The 18,574-nt window shown below is 43.3% G+C and carries 12 protein-coding genes; 1 reads left to right on the forward strand and 11 read right to left on the reverse strand.

What is annotated here, in order from left to right; all coding sequences use genetic code 11:
* Positions 1-72: 72 nt before the first annotated feature.
* From AAFH98_RS01855 to AAFH98_RS01900, 10 genes are all read right to left on the reverse strand, one after another.
* Complete coding sequence (locus AAFH98_RS01855) at positions 73-876, reverse strand: pseudouridine synthase (RefSeq protein ID WP_342520967.1); 804 nt, start codon at positions 874-876, stop codon at positions 73-75.
* Entirely contained in the window at positions 851-1,696 is an 846-nt protein-coding gene (gene scpB, locus AAFH98_RS01860) for an SMC-Scp complex subunit ScpB (protein WP_342520968.1), read from the reverse strand. Before scpB ends, AAFH98_RS01855 begins: the two co-directional genes overlap by 26 nt.
* 69 nt (positions 1,697-1,765) lie before the next feature.
* Entirely contained in the window at positions 1,766-2,716 is a 951-nt protein-coding gene (locus AAFH98_RS01865) for a succinylglutamate desuccinylase/aspartoacylase domain-containing protein (protein ID WP_342520969.1), read from the reverse strand.
* Complete coding sequence (locus tag AAFH98_RS01870) at positions 2,694-4,652, reverse strand: glutamate-cysteine ligase family protein (protein ID WP_342520970.1); 1,959 nt, start codon at positions 4,650-4,652, stop codon at positions 2,694-2,696. Before AAFH98_RS01870 ends, AAFH98_RS01865 begins: the two co-directional genes overlap by 23 nt.
* A gap of 267 nt (positions 4,653-4,919) precedes the next feature.
* Positions 4,920-6,701, reverse strand: a complete 1,782-nt coding sequence (locus AAFH98_RS01875; protein ID WP_342520971.1) for an InlB B-repeat-containing protein — start codon at positions 6,699-6,701, stop codon at positions 4,920-4,922.
* A 218-nt stretch (positions 6,702-6,919) separates the two neighbouring features.
* Complete coding sequence (priA, locus tag AAFH98_RS01880; RefSeq protein ID WP_342520972.1) at positions 6,920-9,355, reverse strand: replication restart helicase PriA; 2,436 nt, start codon at positions 9,353-9,355, stop codon at positions 6,920-6,922.
* Positions 9,356-9,511: 156 nt separating this feature from the next.
* Entirely contained in the window at positions 9,512-11,062 is a 1,551-nt protein-coding gene (locus tag AAFH98_RS01885) for a SusD/RagB family nutrient-binding outer membrane lipoprotein (protein ID WP_342520973.1), read from the reverse strand.
* A gap of 11 nt (positions 11,063-11,073) precedes the next feature.
* Positions 11,074-14,322, reverse strand: a complete 3,249-nt coding sequence (locus AAFH98_RS01890; RefSeq protein ID WP_342520974.1) for a SusC/RagA family TonB-linked outer membrane protein — start codon at positions 14,320-14,322, stop codon at positions 11,074-11,076.
* 438 nt (positions 14,323-14,760) lie between these two features.
* Positions 14,761-15,228, reverse strand: coding sequence for a hypothetical protein (locus AAFH98_RS01895; RefSeq protein WP_342520975.1), 468 nt, complete (start codon positions 15,226-15,228; stop codon positions 14,761-14,763).
* A gap of 111 nt (positions 15,229-15,339) precedes the next feature.
* Positions 15,340-16,881 carry a YifB family Mg chelatase-like AAA ATPase gene (locus AAFH98_RS01900; protein ID WP_342520976.1) on the reverse strand — a complete coding sequence of 514 codons (1,542 nt, stop codon included), beginning with the start codon at positions 16,879-16,881 and terminating at the stop codon, positions 15,340-15,342.
* Between the two features lie 105 nt (positions 16,882-16,986).
* On the opposite strand from AAFH98_RS01900, the gene AAFH98_RS01905 reads away from it, so the two are divergent.
* Positions 16,987-17,412, forward strand: a complete 426-nt coding sequence (locus tag AAFH98_RS01905; protein ID WP_342520977.1) for a DUF4342 domain-containing protein — start codon at positions 16,987-16,989, stop codon at positions 17,410-17,412.
* A gap of 43 nt (positions 17,413-17,455) precedes the next feature.
* On the opposite strand, the gene trxB is transcribed toward AAFH98_RS01905, so the two are convergent.
* Positions 17,456-18,436, reverse strand: a complete 981-nt coding sequence (gene trxB, locus AAFH98_RS01910) for a thioredoxin-disulfide reductase (protein WP_342520978.1) — start codon at positions 18,434-18,436, stop codon at positions 17,456-17,458.
* Positions 18,437-18,574: the final 138 nt, after the last annotated feature.

Consider the following 18,574-nt stretch of genomic DNA (forward strand, 5'->3'; position numbering starts at 1 on the left):
TACCTGCCAGACTGGACTCAACTTACCGATATAAAGATGCTAAAATAAATTCAGCATGACATCTTTGGATAATTAATCAAAATCCAGTGGATCGAGCTTCACTAACTTACGCAGACCATTAATCTCTTTTTTGCGCAGATATCGCCAGCGACCCATTTTTACATCTTTGAGCGTCAAACCTGCGTACTCTACACGCTTTAGCTTTGTCACTTCCGTCCCAAAATACTCGACCATCCGACGTACCAATCGATTTCGGCCCTCAAAAATAGACATTACAAAACCATTAGGGTTTCGGATAATATTATACCCTTGGGCTGTGCCGTCTTCGAGCTCAATTCCTTCAGCCAGCTGTTCCAGCTCATCACCACCCAGTCTGCGTTCCGTTTCCACTTCATAGGTTTTACGTACCTCATAGCTGGGATGCATCAAGCGATTGGCAAGATCTCCGTCATTCGTCAAAATAAGCAAACCCATGGTATGCCGATCAAGCCGCCCCACAGGATATACCCGCTTGCCCGTGGCATTTTCGATCTTATCCATTACGGTATCACGATCACGGGGATCATCAGTAGTCGTAATGGTATCCTTGGGCTTATTTAACAGAATATATACAAACTTTTCGAGGCTCAGTGTTTGCCCCTCAACCTCAACTTTATCTGTCCGCAGAACCTTTACCCCCATCTGGGTGACGACTTCATCATTAACCTTCACCTTTCCGGCTGCAATGTAATCATCCGCCTTACGACGAGAGGTAAATCCACAGTGCGCAATATATTTATTCAGACGAATTTCCTCGTCTTTATCATAATCCTGATCCACTTGGTGATCAGGCTCTTTAATTTTTCCTCGATTACTCCTCTTCCGTTTTCGACCCATTGTCTAAGTTTTCTTCCTCATCTTCCAATTCATTTTCTAATTCCGCATCTTCTTCATTATCCTCATCCTCGAGCTGTAATATATCAGCCGTATATTCATCCAAATCAGGAACATCCTCCTCATCAATTTTTTCCACGGCATCAATTAACGACATCGCTGTACGAGTAGCATCTTCATCCTCGGCCGTTTCTTTTAGCTCTTCGAGCTCAAGCTGACGATCAAATAAAAACTGCCGGTGCTCGGCCATATCATCATCTTTAAGAATTTCCTCAATCTCTCGGGGCTTTGGCAACTCATCAATAGAGTTGATACCAAAATGCTTTAAAAAGTGCTTTGTCGTTTTATAGAGCAGCGGTTTACCCGGCGCATCCAAGCGTCCCGATACTTCGATAAGCACTTTTTCTAATAGCTGGCGCAACATATAACCCGAATCCACGCCGCGAATATCATCAACTTCGGGTTTTGTAATCGGCTGTTTATAAGCCACAATAGCCAAGGTTTCAATCGCCGACTGAGACAGCTTTCGGTAGGCACTTTCGTGCTGAAAGATACTCAGCCAAGGTTCAAACCGCTTTTTTGTGGCAAACGTATATCCACCAGCCACTTCTTGAATCGTAAAGGCCAAACCATTTTCTTCGTACCGCTGATTCAGCTTTTCCACAAAAAGCTCTATGGCATCTACTTCCAATCCCAGGTTTTCTTCTCCTTTGGCAATAATTTCACAAATCTTCTCCTCAGAAATAGGCTCCGGACTGGCAAAGATCAGCGCTTCTATAACTGACGACAAGCGCGTGCCGTCAACAAATTGATAATCTTGCATAACTCAAATAAGTAGAAATTTCTTTTAACATCCCATAAATCACGATCGAGGGTTAAAATAACAAAAATATTACCCTTCATTCTCTTTAATGATAAAAAAGCCATCATTGCCCTGATTCTGGTATAGGGGCATCAAAATATACCCATCCGTATGCGCAATAATTTTACCATCACTGTCACTGGCCAACCACTCTCCCTTTTTAATGGGTTGGAAGTTCGAATAACCCGGTCGCATTTTAAATTCATCACCTGGTTCAATAATATGTTGATACACTAACTCCGTTTCTACCGGCAGGTGTTTGGTGTGACTCCTCAAATGACGTTCAAATTCTTTTATTTTTGCCACATACTGCTTCTCAATACATCCCACCGCATGCAGCAAAAGTAATAGTGAAGCTGTAATATTATATTCGGTGAGTTCATTTTCGTGCTGCCCCCCCTCCAGGCCAAAAGAAATAAAATCCTGCTGTTGATAGTAGCCCAAAGCCGTTCCGCGCAGGGACTTCTCAATCCCAAAAACCATAGGGACGTGCAAGTTCGACAACAACCTACGCTGACGGGGATCGGTATTCGTAATACTAAACATATTACCCTCGGCCGAAAACGTATGAATATCAGCCAAAATAATTGGGCCGTCCGTCCCTCGTTCAATGCCATCCAGTACAGTGAGTAATTGCTTCATCTGTCGCCGTTCGCTGGACTCAATCTGAGCTTCAGGCGTATTCCGGACCTGATCAATGATGGCCGGAAACCAAAGCCGATTCATATCCTCATCGATATACCGGACCTGGTGCTCTAATGCCGGTAAATTGGCTCGTAAAATTATGAGCCGGCCATTTATTTTGGGATAAATGCCATCCAGCATCTCAAAAATATTCTGCGCGGCATCCACTCCGGCATACTCATTGCCGTGTATGCCGGTTACTACTATTACCGTAGGACCATCGGGATCACCTTCAATGGTTCCCAAAATCCTATTTTCTGCTTCCGTTTGTATGTTAGCTATTGTCGGACTCCTCATTCGTATCGTTATTCAGATGCAAAGCTTTCAATAATCTACGAGCTATTTTCATATAATTTTGTTCCGTAATTATCCCAACGAGACGATTACTTTTAACCACCGGCAGACATCCTATCTTTTGGCTATCCATAATTTCCATTGCTTCTATAATAGACGCCTCCGGGTGAATAGTAATGGGGTTTTCAATCATAATATCTTCCACCGTCTCCATCACATCTTCGCTGTGATTTACAGACTTCGAATAGGCATTAAATACCATTCGCATCGTCACCAAACCCACAAGATGCTTCTTATCATCTTCCACCGGAACATATCGGATGCGCCGCCAATCAATCAAATTAGCCGTAAACTCCAACAAATCATCTTTTTGCACAGTAAACAAATCCGTAGTCATAAACTCCTCCACAATCAGGCTCGACGGCTCCCAGTGCTCTAAATCCTCCATACGTGCACGCCCCCATTTATGTACCGGTTCACCTTTTTTCTGATTTTTAATCATCGCCGTTGTTATCGCCGCCAACGTCTGCTCTTTGGATTTATGCTCCTTCATAAGTGCAGCGTAATTATCCAGCATCCAGTACGACGGCGTCTGCCCTTTGGTAACCCGCTGCTCAATAATTCCCAAATACTCCGTAATATCGGCGTCATCGATACCCGCTTCCTGCAATCCTTCTTTCGCAATAGGTAATAACTCCTCCGTAATTAAATCTACCGCATTAATACGCTGATCATCGAACCAACGGAACTTGGTATCGAGTCCCATTTTTGAAGCCGCCACAAAATTCATGCGCGCATCATCAAAATCCATCTCATCCGCCACATTGGGATGGTAATCCCCCATTTTATTCATCAACCCCAGCCAAAAAGCTGAATTAGCAACCTCATCGGTAACCGTTGGTCCCGATGGGCAAACCCTATTTTCGATACGCAGATGGGCCTTCCCATCAGTCACGCCATAGCAGGGACGATTCCAGCGATATACCGTACCATTATGCACTTGGAGAGCACGCAACGCCGGCGGCGTACCCTCATCCAAAAGCTCCTCAACATCTTCAGTCACCTCAGAGCTAAGCATCACACGATATCGCGCCGTATCTTCCTGGAAAATTTCCAAGATACTTTCATCGACCCACTCATTTCCAAAGGTTACACGCGGGCTACTTTCCCGCAGATGATCACCCACCGTACGTGTATCCACCGACTGCTGGAACAATGCTATCCGCGTTTCATTCCACAGCCGTTTCCCAAAAAGAATGGGTGATCCTACTGTTGAAGCCAGTACCGGTGCCGTAACAAGCTGCGCAATGTTGTACTTAGATACAAACTCACCGGGGCCTACCTGCAAGTGCACCTGAAAGCCAGTATTGCAAGCTTCCAAAAGGGGCGAATCAAACTTCATGAGCAGTTCATCCATGCCCTGGATACGCAAATCATAATCTCCGCCACGCAGCTTCGTAATCGCCTGGCATAACGCCCGATAGCGCTGCAGAGGCGTCATATTTTTTAAATCCACATCAACCTTTCGAATGGTTGGCAGTATCCCCGTCAGCAGTACCTCGGCTCCAAGCTCCTCTGTAACCGACCGTACCCTGTCCAGCTTCTGCTGTAGATCTTCTTCCATCAGGGATAAACAATTGCCCGTAAACTCAAGGGGCGCCATGTTAATCTCAAGATTAAACTTCGCAAATTCGGTCGTATAGGAACCGCTTTCCGCCTCCTGCAGTTTTTCAAGCACCTCCATATTATGCGGCCAGGCTTTGGCCTGCTGATTAACCAGGCAAAGTTCTTGTTCAGCACCAATACGAATAGGATCTGTTTCGAACCAATCCCCCTCATTTAACATGCGATCCAGCGCTCGTAAATCTTTAAGCACATACTTCATAAAGCGCTGTACTTCTTCCTGACTGTCAGCCAATTTTACCCTGGATTCACCCATAGGCACCTCTGCATTAATTTATAGGTCTTGATCGTTTAAATAATCGAATTTATTGCACAGAATGCAAGCGTTCTTTACCTGTATCGCCTAACACATTTTGGATCCAAATAATTTTTAATATGAGTTTTTCTCTTGGTGAGACTTACTCTTTAACCCAGCTCTCCTTTTCCTAAATAGTTTACTGCCCTTTCAAACTTGAAGCCAATAAAAAAGGATGGCCAAAACAAATCAGCCATCCTTTTATTTGCTCCAAAACTTTGAATTACATCATTCCCAGAAAAGGGTCGGGTAGTCACTATCTACTGACTGCCAAATACTTACAAAATCAAATTCTGACATGTTAGTTTTAGCATTGCTACCAGTCATCTCTGAGGTAGTCAACCCATAATTGTATGAACTAAGACTGGTATTACCACCGGCTCCCTCTGCTTGTCCGGTACTTTCGGTATCCCAATAACAGTTCTGTACAACACTATTCGTGTCATAATAAACCCCAATTAATCCTCCCAATGATGTGTTTCCTGCTGTTGAAGGTATTACCTCCCCGCTTGCATAGGAATAGGTTATACGTGTATCTGAACTATTGCTTCCAACCAAGCCTCCAACACGGTCCTTACCGGTCACTGTTCCCTTGGCATAAGATTTCTTCACGTGTCCGATATAGGAATCATTATTATTGGTCATTTTACCTACCAGACCGCCAACATTATAAATCCCGGATACATTACCTATAGCATAACTATACTCGATGCTGCCCCAGTTGAGCCCAACAAGTCCACCGACATAATCCTCAATAGAAGTTACCGTAACATCGGCAAATGAGTTTTCAATACTTCCATAGTTATCACCAACCAATCCACCACATCTCCCGTCTGTACAATGAACCTTACCCGTTACCGATGAATTAGACACTTTTCCATTCTGATTAACCATACCGGCTAATCCCCCAGTTCCTCGGCCGCTTCCAGTTATATCTACATTTTCAAGTTTTATATTTCTTACCTCTACACCATCACCTATACTCACAAACATTCCTACGTTGTCATCACGATCAATAGTTAAGTCCGATATTATATATCCCTGTCCGTCATACACACCACCAGATAAATATAGTGGCTTAAAACCCTTCCCAAGATTCCAACTTGCCGTTTCAGATCCGTCGATATCATCAATTTGTACAAAATAATCTGAATTATATTCAGGGTTATCTATCGCCTGCAACTGCTCGATAGTCGAAATCTGAAAAGGATCTGCTTCTGTTCCCGTCCCCCCAGCGAATGGACTATCAAACACCGCGGTAATCATTTTTGCCGTATCTACCGTAATAGTAATAAGAGTATCAGTTCCAGAAATATCACCTTGCCATTCCATCAAAGACCACCCGTGAGCAGGATTAGCCTCAATCTCAACCGTTGAATTATAGAGGTACTCTTGCTGATCGGGATTCAATACTACTGCACCTGAACCGTCAGTAATGACATTAATTCCAAAAGACTTTTTCTCAAACAAGGCTGTTACTTCCTGAGGGTTTTCTACGGTAATTTGCACCGGATTTTCGGAGCCTGTTACATCACCGGTCCATTCCACAAACTTATATCCTTTTGCCGGACTTGCAGTCAACTCGACAACGGTACCATGTTCGTACTCTTTGGATTGCTGCTCTACTATTTTCTCATTAACCGTACCCTCTCCTTCGGTATTGACCACCAGCTTATAGTTTTTCAGCTCAAAATTTGCGGTAATCGAATAGTCCTGATCTATCGTTAGCGAAAGTGGATTATCTGAACTTTCTATATCTCCCGTCCACCCAATAAATAAATACTCATCGTTGGCGTCAGCCTGCAGCTCTATCTGCTCCCCATCTTCATAGCTGTCGCTGGCAGAAGGAGAAATGGAACCACCTTCAGAAGGGGTTACCGTTACATCTAAATTATAGGTACTGGTTTCTTCATTATTTCCGGCCTCAGAATCTGGTCCCGTACCGTTACTACTGCAAGATATAACGGCAAGAGTAAAAAGTATGATGAATGTTTGTAACAGATATCTCATAATTATTTTGCTTACGTTAATAGATTTGTGAGGCATTAATCGCCTCTCATTCATTAATACGTAAAAGCCGAATTAAAAGGGTCAATTCTTGCTATTCAGATTTGCTCTCTGATATCCAAGAAGAGAAAAAGAGTTGTTGTAACTTTTTATAAAATTGCCCTTACTGAGATAGGATTAGAAAAACCGCTAAAAAAACTAAGCCCTGACTTTTTAAGCTTCTATTCCAGTGCATCTACATTTACGTTAATACGAACAGAGCTGGCCCCCTTGGGTTTTTGCTCATCAAATAAATCAAAGGTTTTGTCTAGCATACGTTCAATAGCTGCTGCCCCATTTGATGGATCAATCTTGATAAATGTTTCCCATCGATAAAAGTTCTGCATCTTTGCAATAGCTGCCGGTGATGGCCCCAGCACGGCCTCCATACTACCCAATACATCAGCTAAACACTCTGTGAAAATAGTGGCTACGCGCTGTACATTATTTTCCTTTTTACCCTTAAATATGAATCGAATAATTCGAGAATACGGTGGATACTGCAACATTTTCCGATAGGCCAACTCTTGACGGGCAAACGATTTATAATCGTGTTCCTTGGCTTTTTGTATGGCGGGATGATCGGGCTGCCACGTCTGAAAAAACACCTTTCCTTCTTTGTCTGCACGCCCCGAACGTCCGGCCACCTGGCTCAACAGCTGATACATGCGTTCGCCCGATCGAAATGAAGGAAAGGCAAGTTCGGTATCCGCATCAATAACCCCAACCACCGTCACATCAGGAAAATCAAGTCCCTTACCGACTATTTGCGTCCCAACCAAAATATCAGCTTCTTTCCGACCAAATGCTTTTAGAATTTGGGAGTGCGCATCTTTGCCCGACGTCGTATCAAAATCCATGCGCAGCGTTTCTGCCTCTGGATATAGCTCAGTAATCTCTTGCTCCAGCTTTTGAGTGCCACTGCCACGTGGCGCCACGGTATTATTACCGCATTCCTTACAACGACGCGGCTCTCGCTCAGAATATCCACAATAGTGACACCGCAACTGTTTTTTGGATTTGTGATAGGTTAGGCTCACTGAACAGTTTGGACACTCAGGAATTTCACCACAAGTACTACACTGCAGATACGATGAAAAACCTCTTCTGTTATACAATAAGATAGCTTGCTCCCCATTCTCTTTCGCAGTTTTAATAGCCTCATAAAGGGGTATTGCTATCGGTCCCTTCATCGCCGAACGGTACTGTTTTAAGTCCAGCACATTCACTTGGGGCAACTTCGCTTCAAACGGTCGTTTTGTGAGCTCTAAGTATGTACTTTTGTCTTTTTTTGCCCCATACAACGACGACATACTGGGTGTTGCCGAGCCCATTACCACGGTTGAATTAGTGATACGTCCCCTCATAACTGCCACATCACGTCCATTATAGCGTGGGGCTGGATCTTCCTGCTTATACGACATATCGTGTTCTTCATCTACAACAATGAGTCCAAGGTTTTGCACGGGAGCAAACACTGCTGAACGCGCGCCGATGGCGATACGTTTTTCCCCCTTCTGCAACGCCCGCCACGCATCATAGCGCTCCCGATTGGTAAGCCGACTGTGGAGTACGGCAATATCATCCCCAAAAATAAGATGAAACCGTTTTACAATTTGAGGTGTCAAGCCAATTTCGGGCACTAATACCAACCCTCCCTTACCTTGCTCAAGGGCTTTTTTCAGGGCATGAATATACACTTCCGTTTTGCCACTGCCCGTAATGCCATACAACAAAAAACTACTAAAAGTATTTTCATCCAAAGATGCGCTTATCTGAGAAAATGCGCCCTGTTGTTCTTTATTTAAGCTATTAAGTTGTGTGGGATCATAATCGAGCTTTTTACTTAAGTTCGTCGTTTCAACCTCTTCTGTTACTATCAATCCTTCATCTGCAATTCGGCTTAAGGTATAGTGCTCCAGTAAATCGTAGTCTGTTAACTGTTTTTGAAATTCTGGCAGATCTAATTCAGTTAGTAATGTTAGTGCTTTAATCCATTTATAATTATTATTCTGCTCTCTATATTCTTCGATAAGCTGTAAAGCATTTTCTCTTGACTCATCCTCTTTCCATTGCCATAAATTATCAGTGCTGGGCTTCATTTTTGAAGCCGGTTCTTCACGAACTTCAAGAATCTTTTGTCCAACCAATTGATCAATTACTTTGGCATTCCATCGTTTTTCGGCTTCTTTAAGCTGATAGGAACCTTTCTCCAACACTTCTTCAACAATCTGTTTGGAATCATCATCAAGATAGGTGGGTATTTCACCGCTCACAGGCTTCAACCACTTTTCGGCGTAAAAGTTTAGGCCCAGTGGTAATGCTGCCTGGATCACCTCCCCCCATCCGCAATAGTAAAATCGATGTATCCAGTTGGTAAGCTTTAGTAACTCCTGCGAAATGACCGGCTCCTCATCCAATATTTTTTGGACATTCCGGGTATTGAAATCGGGTTCATCACCATGAATATTAACAATGACACCAATCTTTTTATGTCTTTGTAGTGGAACCCAAACTCTTTTCCCAACCTCTGCCACTTCCTTAAAGTTCTTTGGCAAGCTATAGGTAAACGGTTGACGAACAGCAGTTGGAAAAATGATATCTGCGTATAGAGACAAAAGCGCAATTATTAAACATTACAAATACAAGGTGCTGCTAAGCATATTCATTATGCTTCATTGAATCAATAAAATAACAGCAAATAAAAAAGGGCCCCGATTGCTCGGAGCCCTTTAGAATGAATACTTACCGTAAATCGATAAGCTTAAGTTATATTATCTGCTACTCGCGTACTCCACATCCCAGAATAGAAGTGTGGTTTGCTCGTCACCTCCAATTGCCGAAGCAGCATCACTCCAGTTAGACTGGTTCAAGTTCTGCTCGTCAACAGGATAAGTGAAGCGCGTAGGAATATCATCCTCTTCATCTGCATTTGGATTTTCATCAGCAACAAACCATGTTGGATGATCCAGTCGTCGCCAGTCAGTCCATGCCTGAAGGTTGTCATTCATATATTGACCTAACCACTTCTGTTGGGCGATAGCTTCGATTTGCTCTCGCTCAGTACCAGTAGCAGGATACGCAGCGGGACCGCTTAAAGGATCGAGATAATCATCAATCTCAGATTGAGTAATCTCTTCATCACTTGAAGCATCGCTCCAGTATTGCATATCAGCAGTAACCGCATTCTCGTAGTGATCTTGAGCTGCAGCTGCAGTACCGGTCAACCATCCACGAACATTCGCTTCAGCTCGGATGAACTCAACTTCAGCATACTCAAGGAGAATCCCTTCGAAATCAGACTCAATCAATGGCCCTTTAACATGGGAATAGTCGATGTAGTCATTAGACTCACCATATATTCCTCCCACATAAGCCATCTCAGCAGGATCGCCTTCTACGGTATTTGTATCAACCTGCGTAAATTGAATTTGACGACGTGGGTCTTCCAAGTCATTCATCATATCAATTAGCGTATTGGCTGCTACAAAGTCATTACGACCTGTATTGATCACATCTTCCCACACCGGATTTCTGTTAGGTGGGGTGTTTGTGAATTCCAGCGCTAAATTATCGTCATTAGACTGAAATGCAGCAGGAGATGCCTCTTCAATAGCAGTTTGTGGGTCAAAATTAACCGCACCTGGTGTTTCTGCTACCTGAATGGCCATACGCATTTTTAGCGAGTTGGCAAACATTAACCATGCTTCCATGCTTCCTGCATAGAAAACATCAGCAGAGCTGCCAAAACCGGGAGTCCCTGCATTAACTGCAGTCTCCAAGCCACTAATAGCTGAATTTAGGCGACTCATCAGATTGGAATAAATCTCCGCCTGATTATCGTACGCCGGCGATACATTATCAGCATCCAAGGCGTCAGAATACGGAATATCACCAAAGATGGTTACCAACTGGTGGTAGGCCATAACATTGATAACTTCTATCTGAGCCTGCATCGCTGCCTTCTCTTCAGCAGGCGTAAATTCCTCTTCCTCAACAAGGCTCGATGCCCTTTTCAAGTTATTTAGAACGTCGCGATAAACTTCGCTCCAGTAACTGTCAGGAATCGATCGACCTGTCAAATTGTACTGGGATTCATCAGCATAAGTTGTTGCTGCCCAATACTGAGACATAAACATAAACATGTTAATGTTGTAATCAACGCTTGTTTTTAACGTTCCCAGACTAACGAGAGAGTTAGAAAACAAGGGATCTGCTGTTACTTCAGACGCGGCTTTAGGATCATCATTCAAGCTGGTTAAATCATCCTCGCACGAACTGAGTACCAGTGCAAATACTAATAAAGGTAATAGTAGTTTTCTCATGGTATTCAATCCTAAAATTCAAGTTTCAAGTTAAACGTGAAGTTACGTGTGGATGGATAAGCACCACCTTGATAACCCCGCACGTTACCCGCAACAATTCCCTGTTCAGGATCAGCATGCGGCAAGTTTTTGTGGATGATCCACAAGTTACGGCCAATAGCAGAAACGGATGCACCCTTAATTGGACCTACTTTATCAAGAAGGTTCTGCGGTAAGTTATACGTTAAACCTACTTCTCGAAGCTTCACATAACTGGCGTCATAAATAAACGCAGCTGCGGGGTTTGTAACCCATCCGTAAGCTCCGTAATAGAGATCAGCACGGGCACGTACATCGTTTTTACTACCATCAGCTTTATAACCGTCGAGGATTACTCCACCACTGTCATCTCCACTGGTTAAAGGATCACGTTTAGGATTGCCTAAGTCATTCAACCCTGCAGTAAGTGGTGTTTGACCTGTTCCCTGACCATAGTATTGGTCGAGTGAGAAAATATCTCCACCCCATTGAACATCAACTAAGACATTCAACGACCAATTTTGATAATTCAAGCGGTTTGAAACACCACCCGTCCAGTCAGGATTCTGGTTTCCAATAATATTATTGGAGTTTGAGGTTATAGCATAGTAACCACCTTCAGTCAAACGTTTTCCACCGTTTTCACTCCAGGATTCTCCGTCAAGATTGACAAAGTCAGTACCACGGATTGCTCCAAAAGGTTCACCCTTAGCAGCACTAATAGAAACAGAGCCCTGCGGGTTAGCCAACTGGTAATTAGTTACCCCTGGGGCAAGTTCTTTTACTTCGTTGAAGTTTTTGCTCCAGTTCACATTCATTGTCCACGTAAAGTCTCGTGATACAACAGGCCGTAGTGTCGAAGAAACTTCCCAACCACGGTTTTCTACATTACCGGCATTAACAAACTTCGTTGCATAACCGGATGCACGAGAAACCTCAGTAGCAAGAATCTGATCGATAGTATTGAGGTCGTAATAGTTTACGTCCAACGTAGCACGATCATTCAATACACCCAACTGTACTCCAACTTCCCAACTCTTTGTACGTTCAGGTTTCAAGTCAGGATTATTCTTGGTATTAGGAAGGGTATATAGACCTGTAGGACCAAAGTTATTAGGACGATCATAGGTATCATTCAAACTATGGGGTGGTGCCGTATTACCAACTTCAGACCAGTTACCACGAATCTTACCGAACGATAACCAATCAGCATCAATAAACTCGCTGAAAGTAAATCCAGCCGAGACTGATGGATAGTAATATACGTTTTCACCATCAGGCAAACTGGATGCTTTGTCACGTCGGCCTGTGGCCTCTATGTTTAAGAATCCACCATAATTTACTTTCAAGCTGGCAAAATAACCATTTACTGCCAACTGCTCATCGGTTTCATCCGGGAATTGAATGGGACTTGCCGAATTGTTTAGTGAATATACACCAGGCACAAGCAACCCACCATTGGTTTCAGCAGTAGTGCTTTGTCTGTGATTGCGACGCAAGTTCATACCAACCACACCACTAATACGGACATCTTCGTTCAGCTGCTTATTATAGTTGGCAAGAAGGTCATAGTTAAACTCCGAAAAGTCTTCCACCCTCTTGTGATAACCAGTCCAATCGGAACCGTGACCAATACTACTAACATTGTTACGCTCCTCAATAAGCTGACTATAACTATCAATACTTACTCGACCTGTTACATTCAGCCAATCAGTGAATTCGTAGTTTGCTTCCACGTTACCGAAATAACGGTCACGTTCATCAGTAGAAAAGTTTTCGTAACGAGTCCAATAGGGATTATCCCAGTAAATAGGACTTCCACCAAGATCACCTTGCGACCAATTCCACGTCTCGTTCGTACGATTTCGGAAATAAGCACGGCGTTGATCTTCAATATCTACTGAAGTATTCCACCATTGGCGAAACATACTCATCATGGTACTGTAACCACGAGCCGGTCGCGCACGACCTTCAGTCTTAGAATACTGAATTTTACCAGATACCGTAAACTTGTCACTTACATCATACCCGGCAGAGAAATTTAGCTTATTCTTGTCAAGCTTAGCATTGGGAAGGATACCAGTCGTATTGGTTTGGTTGTATCCCATATTATAGTATCCACCTTCAAAGCCACCATTAATCTGGAAGCTATTGGTAAAATCTGTACCGGTATCAAAGAAGTCCATTGGTGTATTTTCAGGAGCTTCCCATGGAGTTGCCGTCATAAAGTTAGGCCCTCCTTCTACAAAAGCATCCCATTGATACACTTGCTGGCCTTCAAATTTAGGTCCATAAGAACCGTCATCCCATGGATTACCAATGGTTTCGTCAGTGCCGTCTCCATCAATATCTATTGCACCAAAAGAAGGCACATATCCACCACCATATTCCATCTGGTGATCAATAAATGTATTGGGATTAATTTTCTGGATAGTAGCACTGGAGTTAAAGGTAACTTCTACCGGTCGGCTTCCAGACTTACCACCTTTGGTTTCAATTACAATAGCTCCGTTAGATGCACGAGAACCATACAGCGCTGCCGCAGCAGGTCCTTTCAGCACGTTCACAGATGCAATATCATCCGGATTAATATCGACTCCAGTATTACCATAGTCATACCCGGCAAAACCAGCTTCTGTACTTGCATCGTTGAATTCTTCGTTCGCATAGGGAACGCCATCAACAACGAAAAGCACTTGGTTATTTCCAGAAATAGACTGATACCCACGCATTACAATATTTGTGGAACCGCCCATTCCGCTTGTCTGACTAACCTTAAGACCGGATACACGGCCGCTTAAAGATGCAGCAAAATTATCACTTCGGTTTTCTGATATGATTTCACCATCTACCTGTTGAGCAGAATAGGGGAGATCGTTCATACTTTGTTCTACCCCATAAGCTGTTACAACAACATCATCAAGTTGTTGTGTAGATGAAGTGAGAGGAATATCAAGCGTAACCGTTGATTGGTCAACTGTAACCTCTTGTTCAAAAGTATTATACCCAACGAAGCTGGCACGTACAGTATAAGTACCGTACTCAACACCTTCTATTGTAAACTCACCCTGTGCGTTGGTAGCAGCACCTCGCTGCAACTCAACCACATAGACGTTTACACTGGGCAGTGTTTCACCTGAACTTTCATCGGTTACCGTACCTGTTATCGTCCCGGACTGCGCAAAGGCAGTAGCGGAAAATATCAGGCATAACGTAAATAGAGATAGTAATCTTTTTACCATAGCCCTGGTTTAATTTTAAATTATTATTAGAGTAAATCTATAAAAGAGTGCCAAGTACGTAGACTTAACACTCTCTTAATGGTTATTTAACCACCCTTTTATATATGTAAAATTGTGAAAAGAATAAAATAATTATTGATAGATAACCGTTATGCGACACTCAATATCAGGTTTTTAGTAGTAATAGTTTCATCAGCTTGACAGACAACCAATTAACAAAAGCTCCCTTTTCAGATGGGATTTTATCCTATCTTATATTGGTAGGATAGACAAATAAAAAGTTACTGAATTGTGCTTACCTTACCGATATAAGCCACATGTCCTTTCGCTATAAAACTACTTCTCCCTACACATCTTTATAGAAAACCTATTACAAAACTAAAAAAGCACCGGGCATTGCAATACCCGATGCTTAATTTTTCTGATAATTAAAAAAAGTTAATTGTCGGCAGCAACATTAGTGATAATTTCAATGACTCCATGACCACCCTCACTGCCATATTGCGAAGCTTCCGATTCAGGCAACAAACGAACCGATTTTATTTCCCCTTCAGAAAACATATCGGCTACAGATGGATAATTCCGACCCGCCTTTTGTCCATCGATAACAAACAAGGGCTGACGCTGATCACTGTCACCTAATCCGGGATCACCTTTGCCAGAAGAACTTACCCCCCTACTGGCATTCGACATCCCCCTTGGACGCAATATAACCTTGGCATAATCGCCACTGCCCGAAATCCGAACACCATTTAGGCGCCTTATATGATCCTCCAATGTCATATATTCCGTTCCATCTGTTCCCTCGACACTTGACTGATTTGAGGTACTACTTGTTGCACATCCTGTCATTACCAATAAAGCCGCAATAACAAGCAACTTTATCCCCTGGTTTAGATAAGTCATAACTTTTGTATCCGCTTCTGTTTAGGTTTAACAAAAAATAGTACGAACTAAATAGTAACAAGTAAAGATAGCTTATCACATTTATCGACATGCCTAAGTTAAGAGTCACTATTATCCCAACCACCCTTCACGATCCAAACTTCGGTATTGAATAGCTTCAGCAATATGATTGGACTGAATTTGTTGGGACTGCTCCAAATCAGCAATGGTTCGAGACACTTTTAAAATACGATCATAGGCACGGGCTGATAATCCCAATGAAGTAATAGCTTTCTTGAGCATCTGCTTACCTGCATCATCCAGCTTACATATCTTCCGCGACATCTTGGTATTCATCTGGGCATTACAATACACATCTTTAATCCCCATGAAACGTTGAGTTTGTACCTCCCGGGCCTGAACTACTCTCTCCCTTATTTGTTTTGAGGATTCCCCTTTCGCCTTGCTGGACAACTCTTCATAACTTACTTTTTGGACCTCTATATGCAGATCAATCCGATCAAGCAGCGGACCGCTTATTTTACTTAAATACCGTTGCATCTGTGACGGAGAAGCGCCTCCGGGATCTGTGGGATCATACCAGTCGCCCGTTGGCGACGGGTTCATCGAAGCTACCAACATAATTCTACTTGGATAACTCACACTCATACGCGCACGCGATATACTAACGGAGCCATCTTCCAGCGGCTGACGCATTACTTCAAGTGCACTTCGCTTGAATTCAGGCAATTCATCCAAAAATAATACTCCATTATGAGCCATCGAAATTTCGCCAGGCATAGGAATACTCCCACCGCCAACCAAAGCCACATCCGAAACGGTATGGTGAGGAGATCGAAAGGGACGGCCCGTTACCAATGCTTCTCCTGAAGGAAGTAACCCAGCTACAGAATGTATTTTTGTCGTCTCGAGAGCTTCATCTAATGTTAAAGGTGGAAGTATTGTTGGCAGGCGACGAGCCATCATGGTTTTTCCAGACCCTGGCGGTCCTACCATAATTACATTGTGCCCTCCGGCAGCAGCTACTTCCAATGCACGTTTTACGGTTTCCTGTCCACGAACATCACAAAAATCCAGGATCTCACCGTCTCCATCCTTCCGGAACATCTTTTCAACATTCACATTTAGTGGCGAAGACGATGAACCATCCCGCAACCAATCCATTACTTCAGTCAAATGTTCAAAAGCGTAGACATCAATCCCGTCAACTACGGCAGCTTCAGGACCATTATCTGCCGGTACAACCATATGTTGGATTCCTTTATCTCGTGCCTGCACAGCCATGGGTAACACTCCCTTTACTGGTCGCAGCTGACCGTCAAGTGCCAGCTCCCCCAATATCAATGTTTGTTCTAACTTATCTGTTTTTATCTGGCCGGACACATTTAATAGTGTTACAGCTATAGGTAAATCAAAAGCACTTCCCTCTTTCGGCAAATCCGCCGGAGCCAAATTTACCGTTTTCCGCCCTTTCGGAAATTCCGCATTCGAATTTTTAAGCGCCGCCTCAATACGATCTCTTGATTCGCTGACGGCGCGATCTGGCAACCCCACCAAAAAATATTTTGGCACTCCACCCGACATATTCGTTTCCACTTCAATAAGACGGGCATCTACTCCAATAGTAGAAGCACAATAAACACGTGATAGCATAAAAACTCCTCATGAATCATTTACAGTTATTTAACGTAGTAAGACCTTAGAACAAATGATTCCTTACAAAAAGAAGTTATTTTAGCCTAAAAATCTGATCTGATTATGAATACCTCGGACTCACAAAAAACGTTTAAGGAAGAAATCACCGGTACCGTTAATGAAATCATCAAACAAGTAAAACGATTGATTCGAGAGGGTAATGCCCGGCGTGTTATGATCCAGGACAAAAACGGGAAGACGCTGTTTCAATCTCAGTTAACGGTCGGTGTTGGTGGAGCCGCCCTGCTAACAACTATTGCACCCATTGTTTCGGCTATTGGGATGTTTGCTCTCTTTATGAATGATGTGAAAATTATTGTAGAACGCTACCCCGATGAGGAAAATGACCAAAATAAAGATGAATACGAAGTGGAGGCCGAATATATCGAGATTCGAGATGATGAAGAATCAGAGGAATCCGATACTAAAGAAGAGCCCACATCAGAAAAGACAGCCAAAACGGTAGGTAAAGATAACAGTGACCAGTAAACAGTATCCAACCTGCTATCTAATCACTGCATACTACTGAAAATTATTTCCAGTGTTCTTCGGCAACAGCTTCTTTGCTGACTTCCGCCTCCGCCAAATAACGCTCGGCATCAAGCGCAGCTTTACAACCCGTACCCGCTGCTGTAACAGCCTGACGATATACCGCATCCATCGCATCACCGCAGGCAAAAATGCCGGGCATCCCCGTCTTTGTTGACTGGCCTTTGGTTTGAATATATCCAACATCATCCATTTCAAGCACACCTTTAAACAGGTCGGTATTGGGCTTATGTCCAATTGCGATAAATACCCCTTTCACGTCATCAAGTGTAGTAACTTCCTGCGTTTCATTATTGATGACCTTAACACCATCTACAGCACCTTCGCCCAACACTTCTTCGAGCTCGGTATCCCACATAAACTCAATCTTATCATCATTAAAAGCCCGCTGCTGCATCGCTTTCGAAGCACGCAGCTCTTGGCGACGGTGCAACACCGTAACTTTACTGGCAAATTTGGTAAGGAACGTCGCTTCTTCCATAGCTGTATCCCCTCCGCCAACCACAACTACGTGTTGGTCACGGAAAAAGGCTCCATCACAAGTAGCACAGGCTGATACCCCCTTTCCACGCAGCTGCTGCTCACTGTCCAGCCCTAACCATTTGGCCGAAGCACCCGTAGATACAATAATTGCCTTGGCTTTAATGTCCACCTCTTCATCAATAGTCATTTTATAAGGACGCTCATCAAACTCGATGTTTGTCACCATGCCATAGCGCGTATCAGCACCAAAACGCTGAGCTTGCTCACGAAAATCCTGCATCATCTTGGGCCCCATCACACCTTCAGGGTAGCCAGGGTAGTTTTCTACATCCGTTGTTTGCATTAACTGTCCGCCGGGCTCGGGTCCCTCAAACACAATAGGACTTAAATCAGCGCGTGCAGCATACAACGCCGCTGTTAATCCTGCGGGCCCACTTCCAACGATAACAACATCAAATGTTTTACCTGCAATATCTTCCATGAAAAACTCTCAATATTTTCGCTTTTGAAATTTCATCTAAATGTACAAAAATAAGAGGTAATGATTGAGTCAATATTTCCTATCATACCAATAGGATTCATCAATAAATTCTTACCCCAATAATTATTCAGATACGCA

The sequence above is a fragment of the Fodinibius sp. Rm-B-1B1-1 genome (assembly GCF_038594945.1).
GTDB classification, from domain to species: domain Bacteria; phylum Bacteroidota; class Rhodothermia; order Balneolales; family Balneolaceae; genus Fodinibius; species Fodinibius alkaliphilus.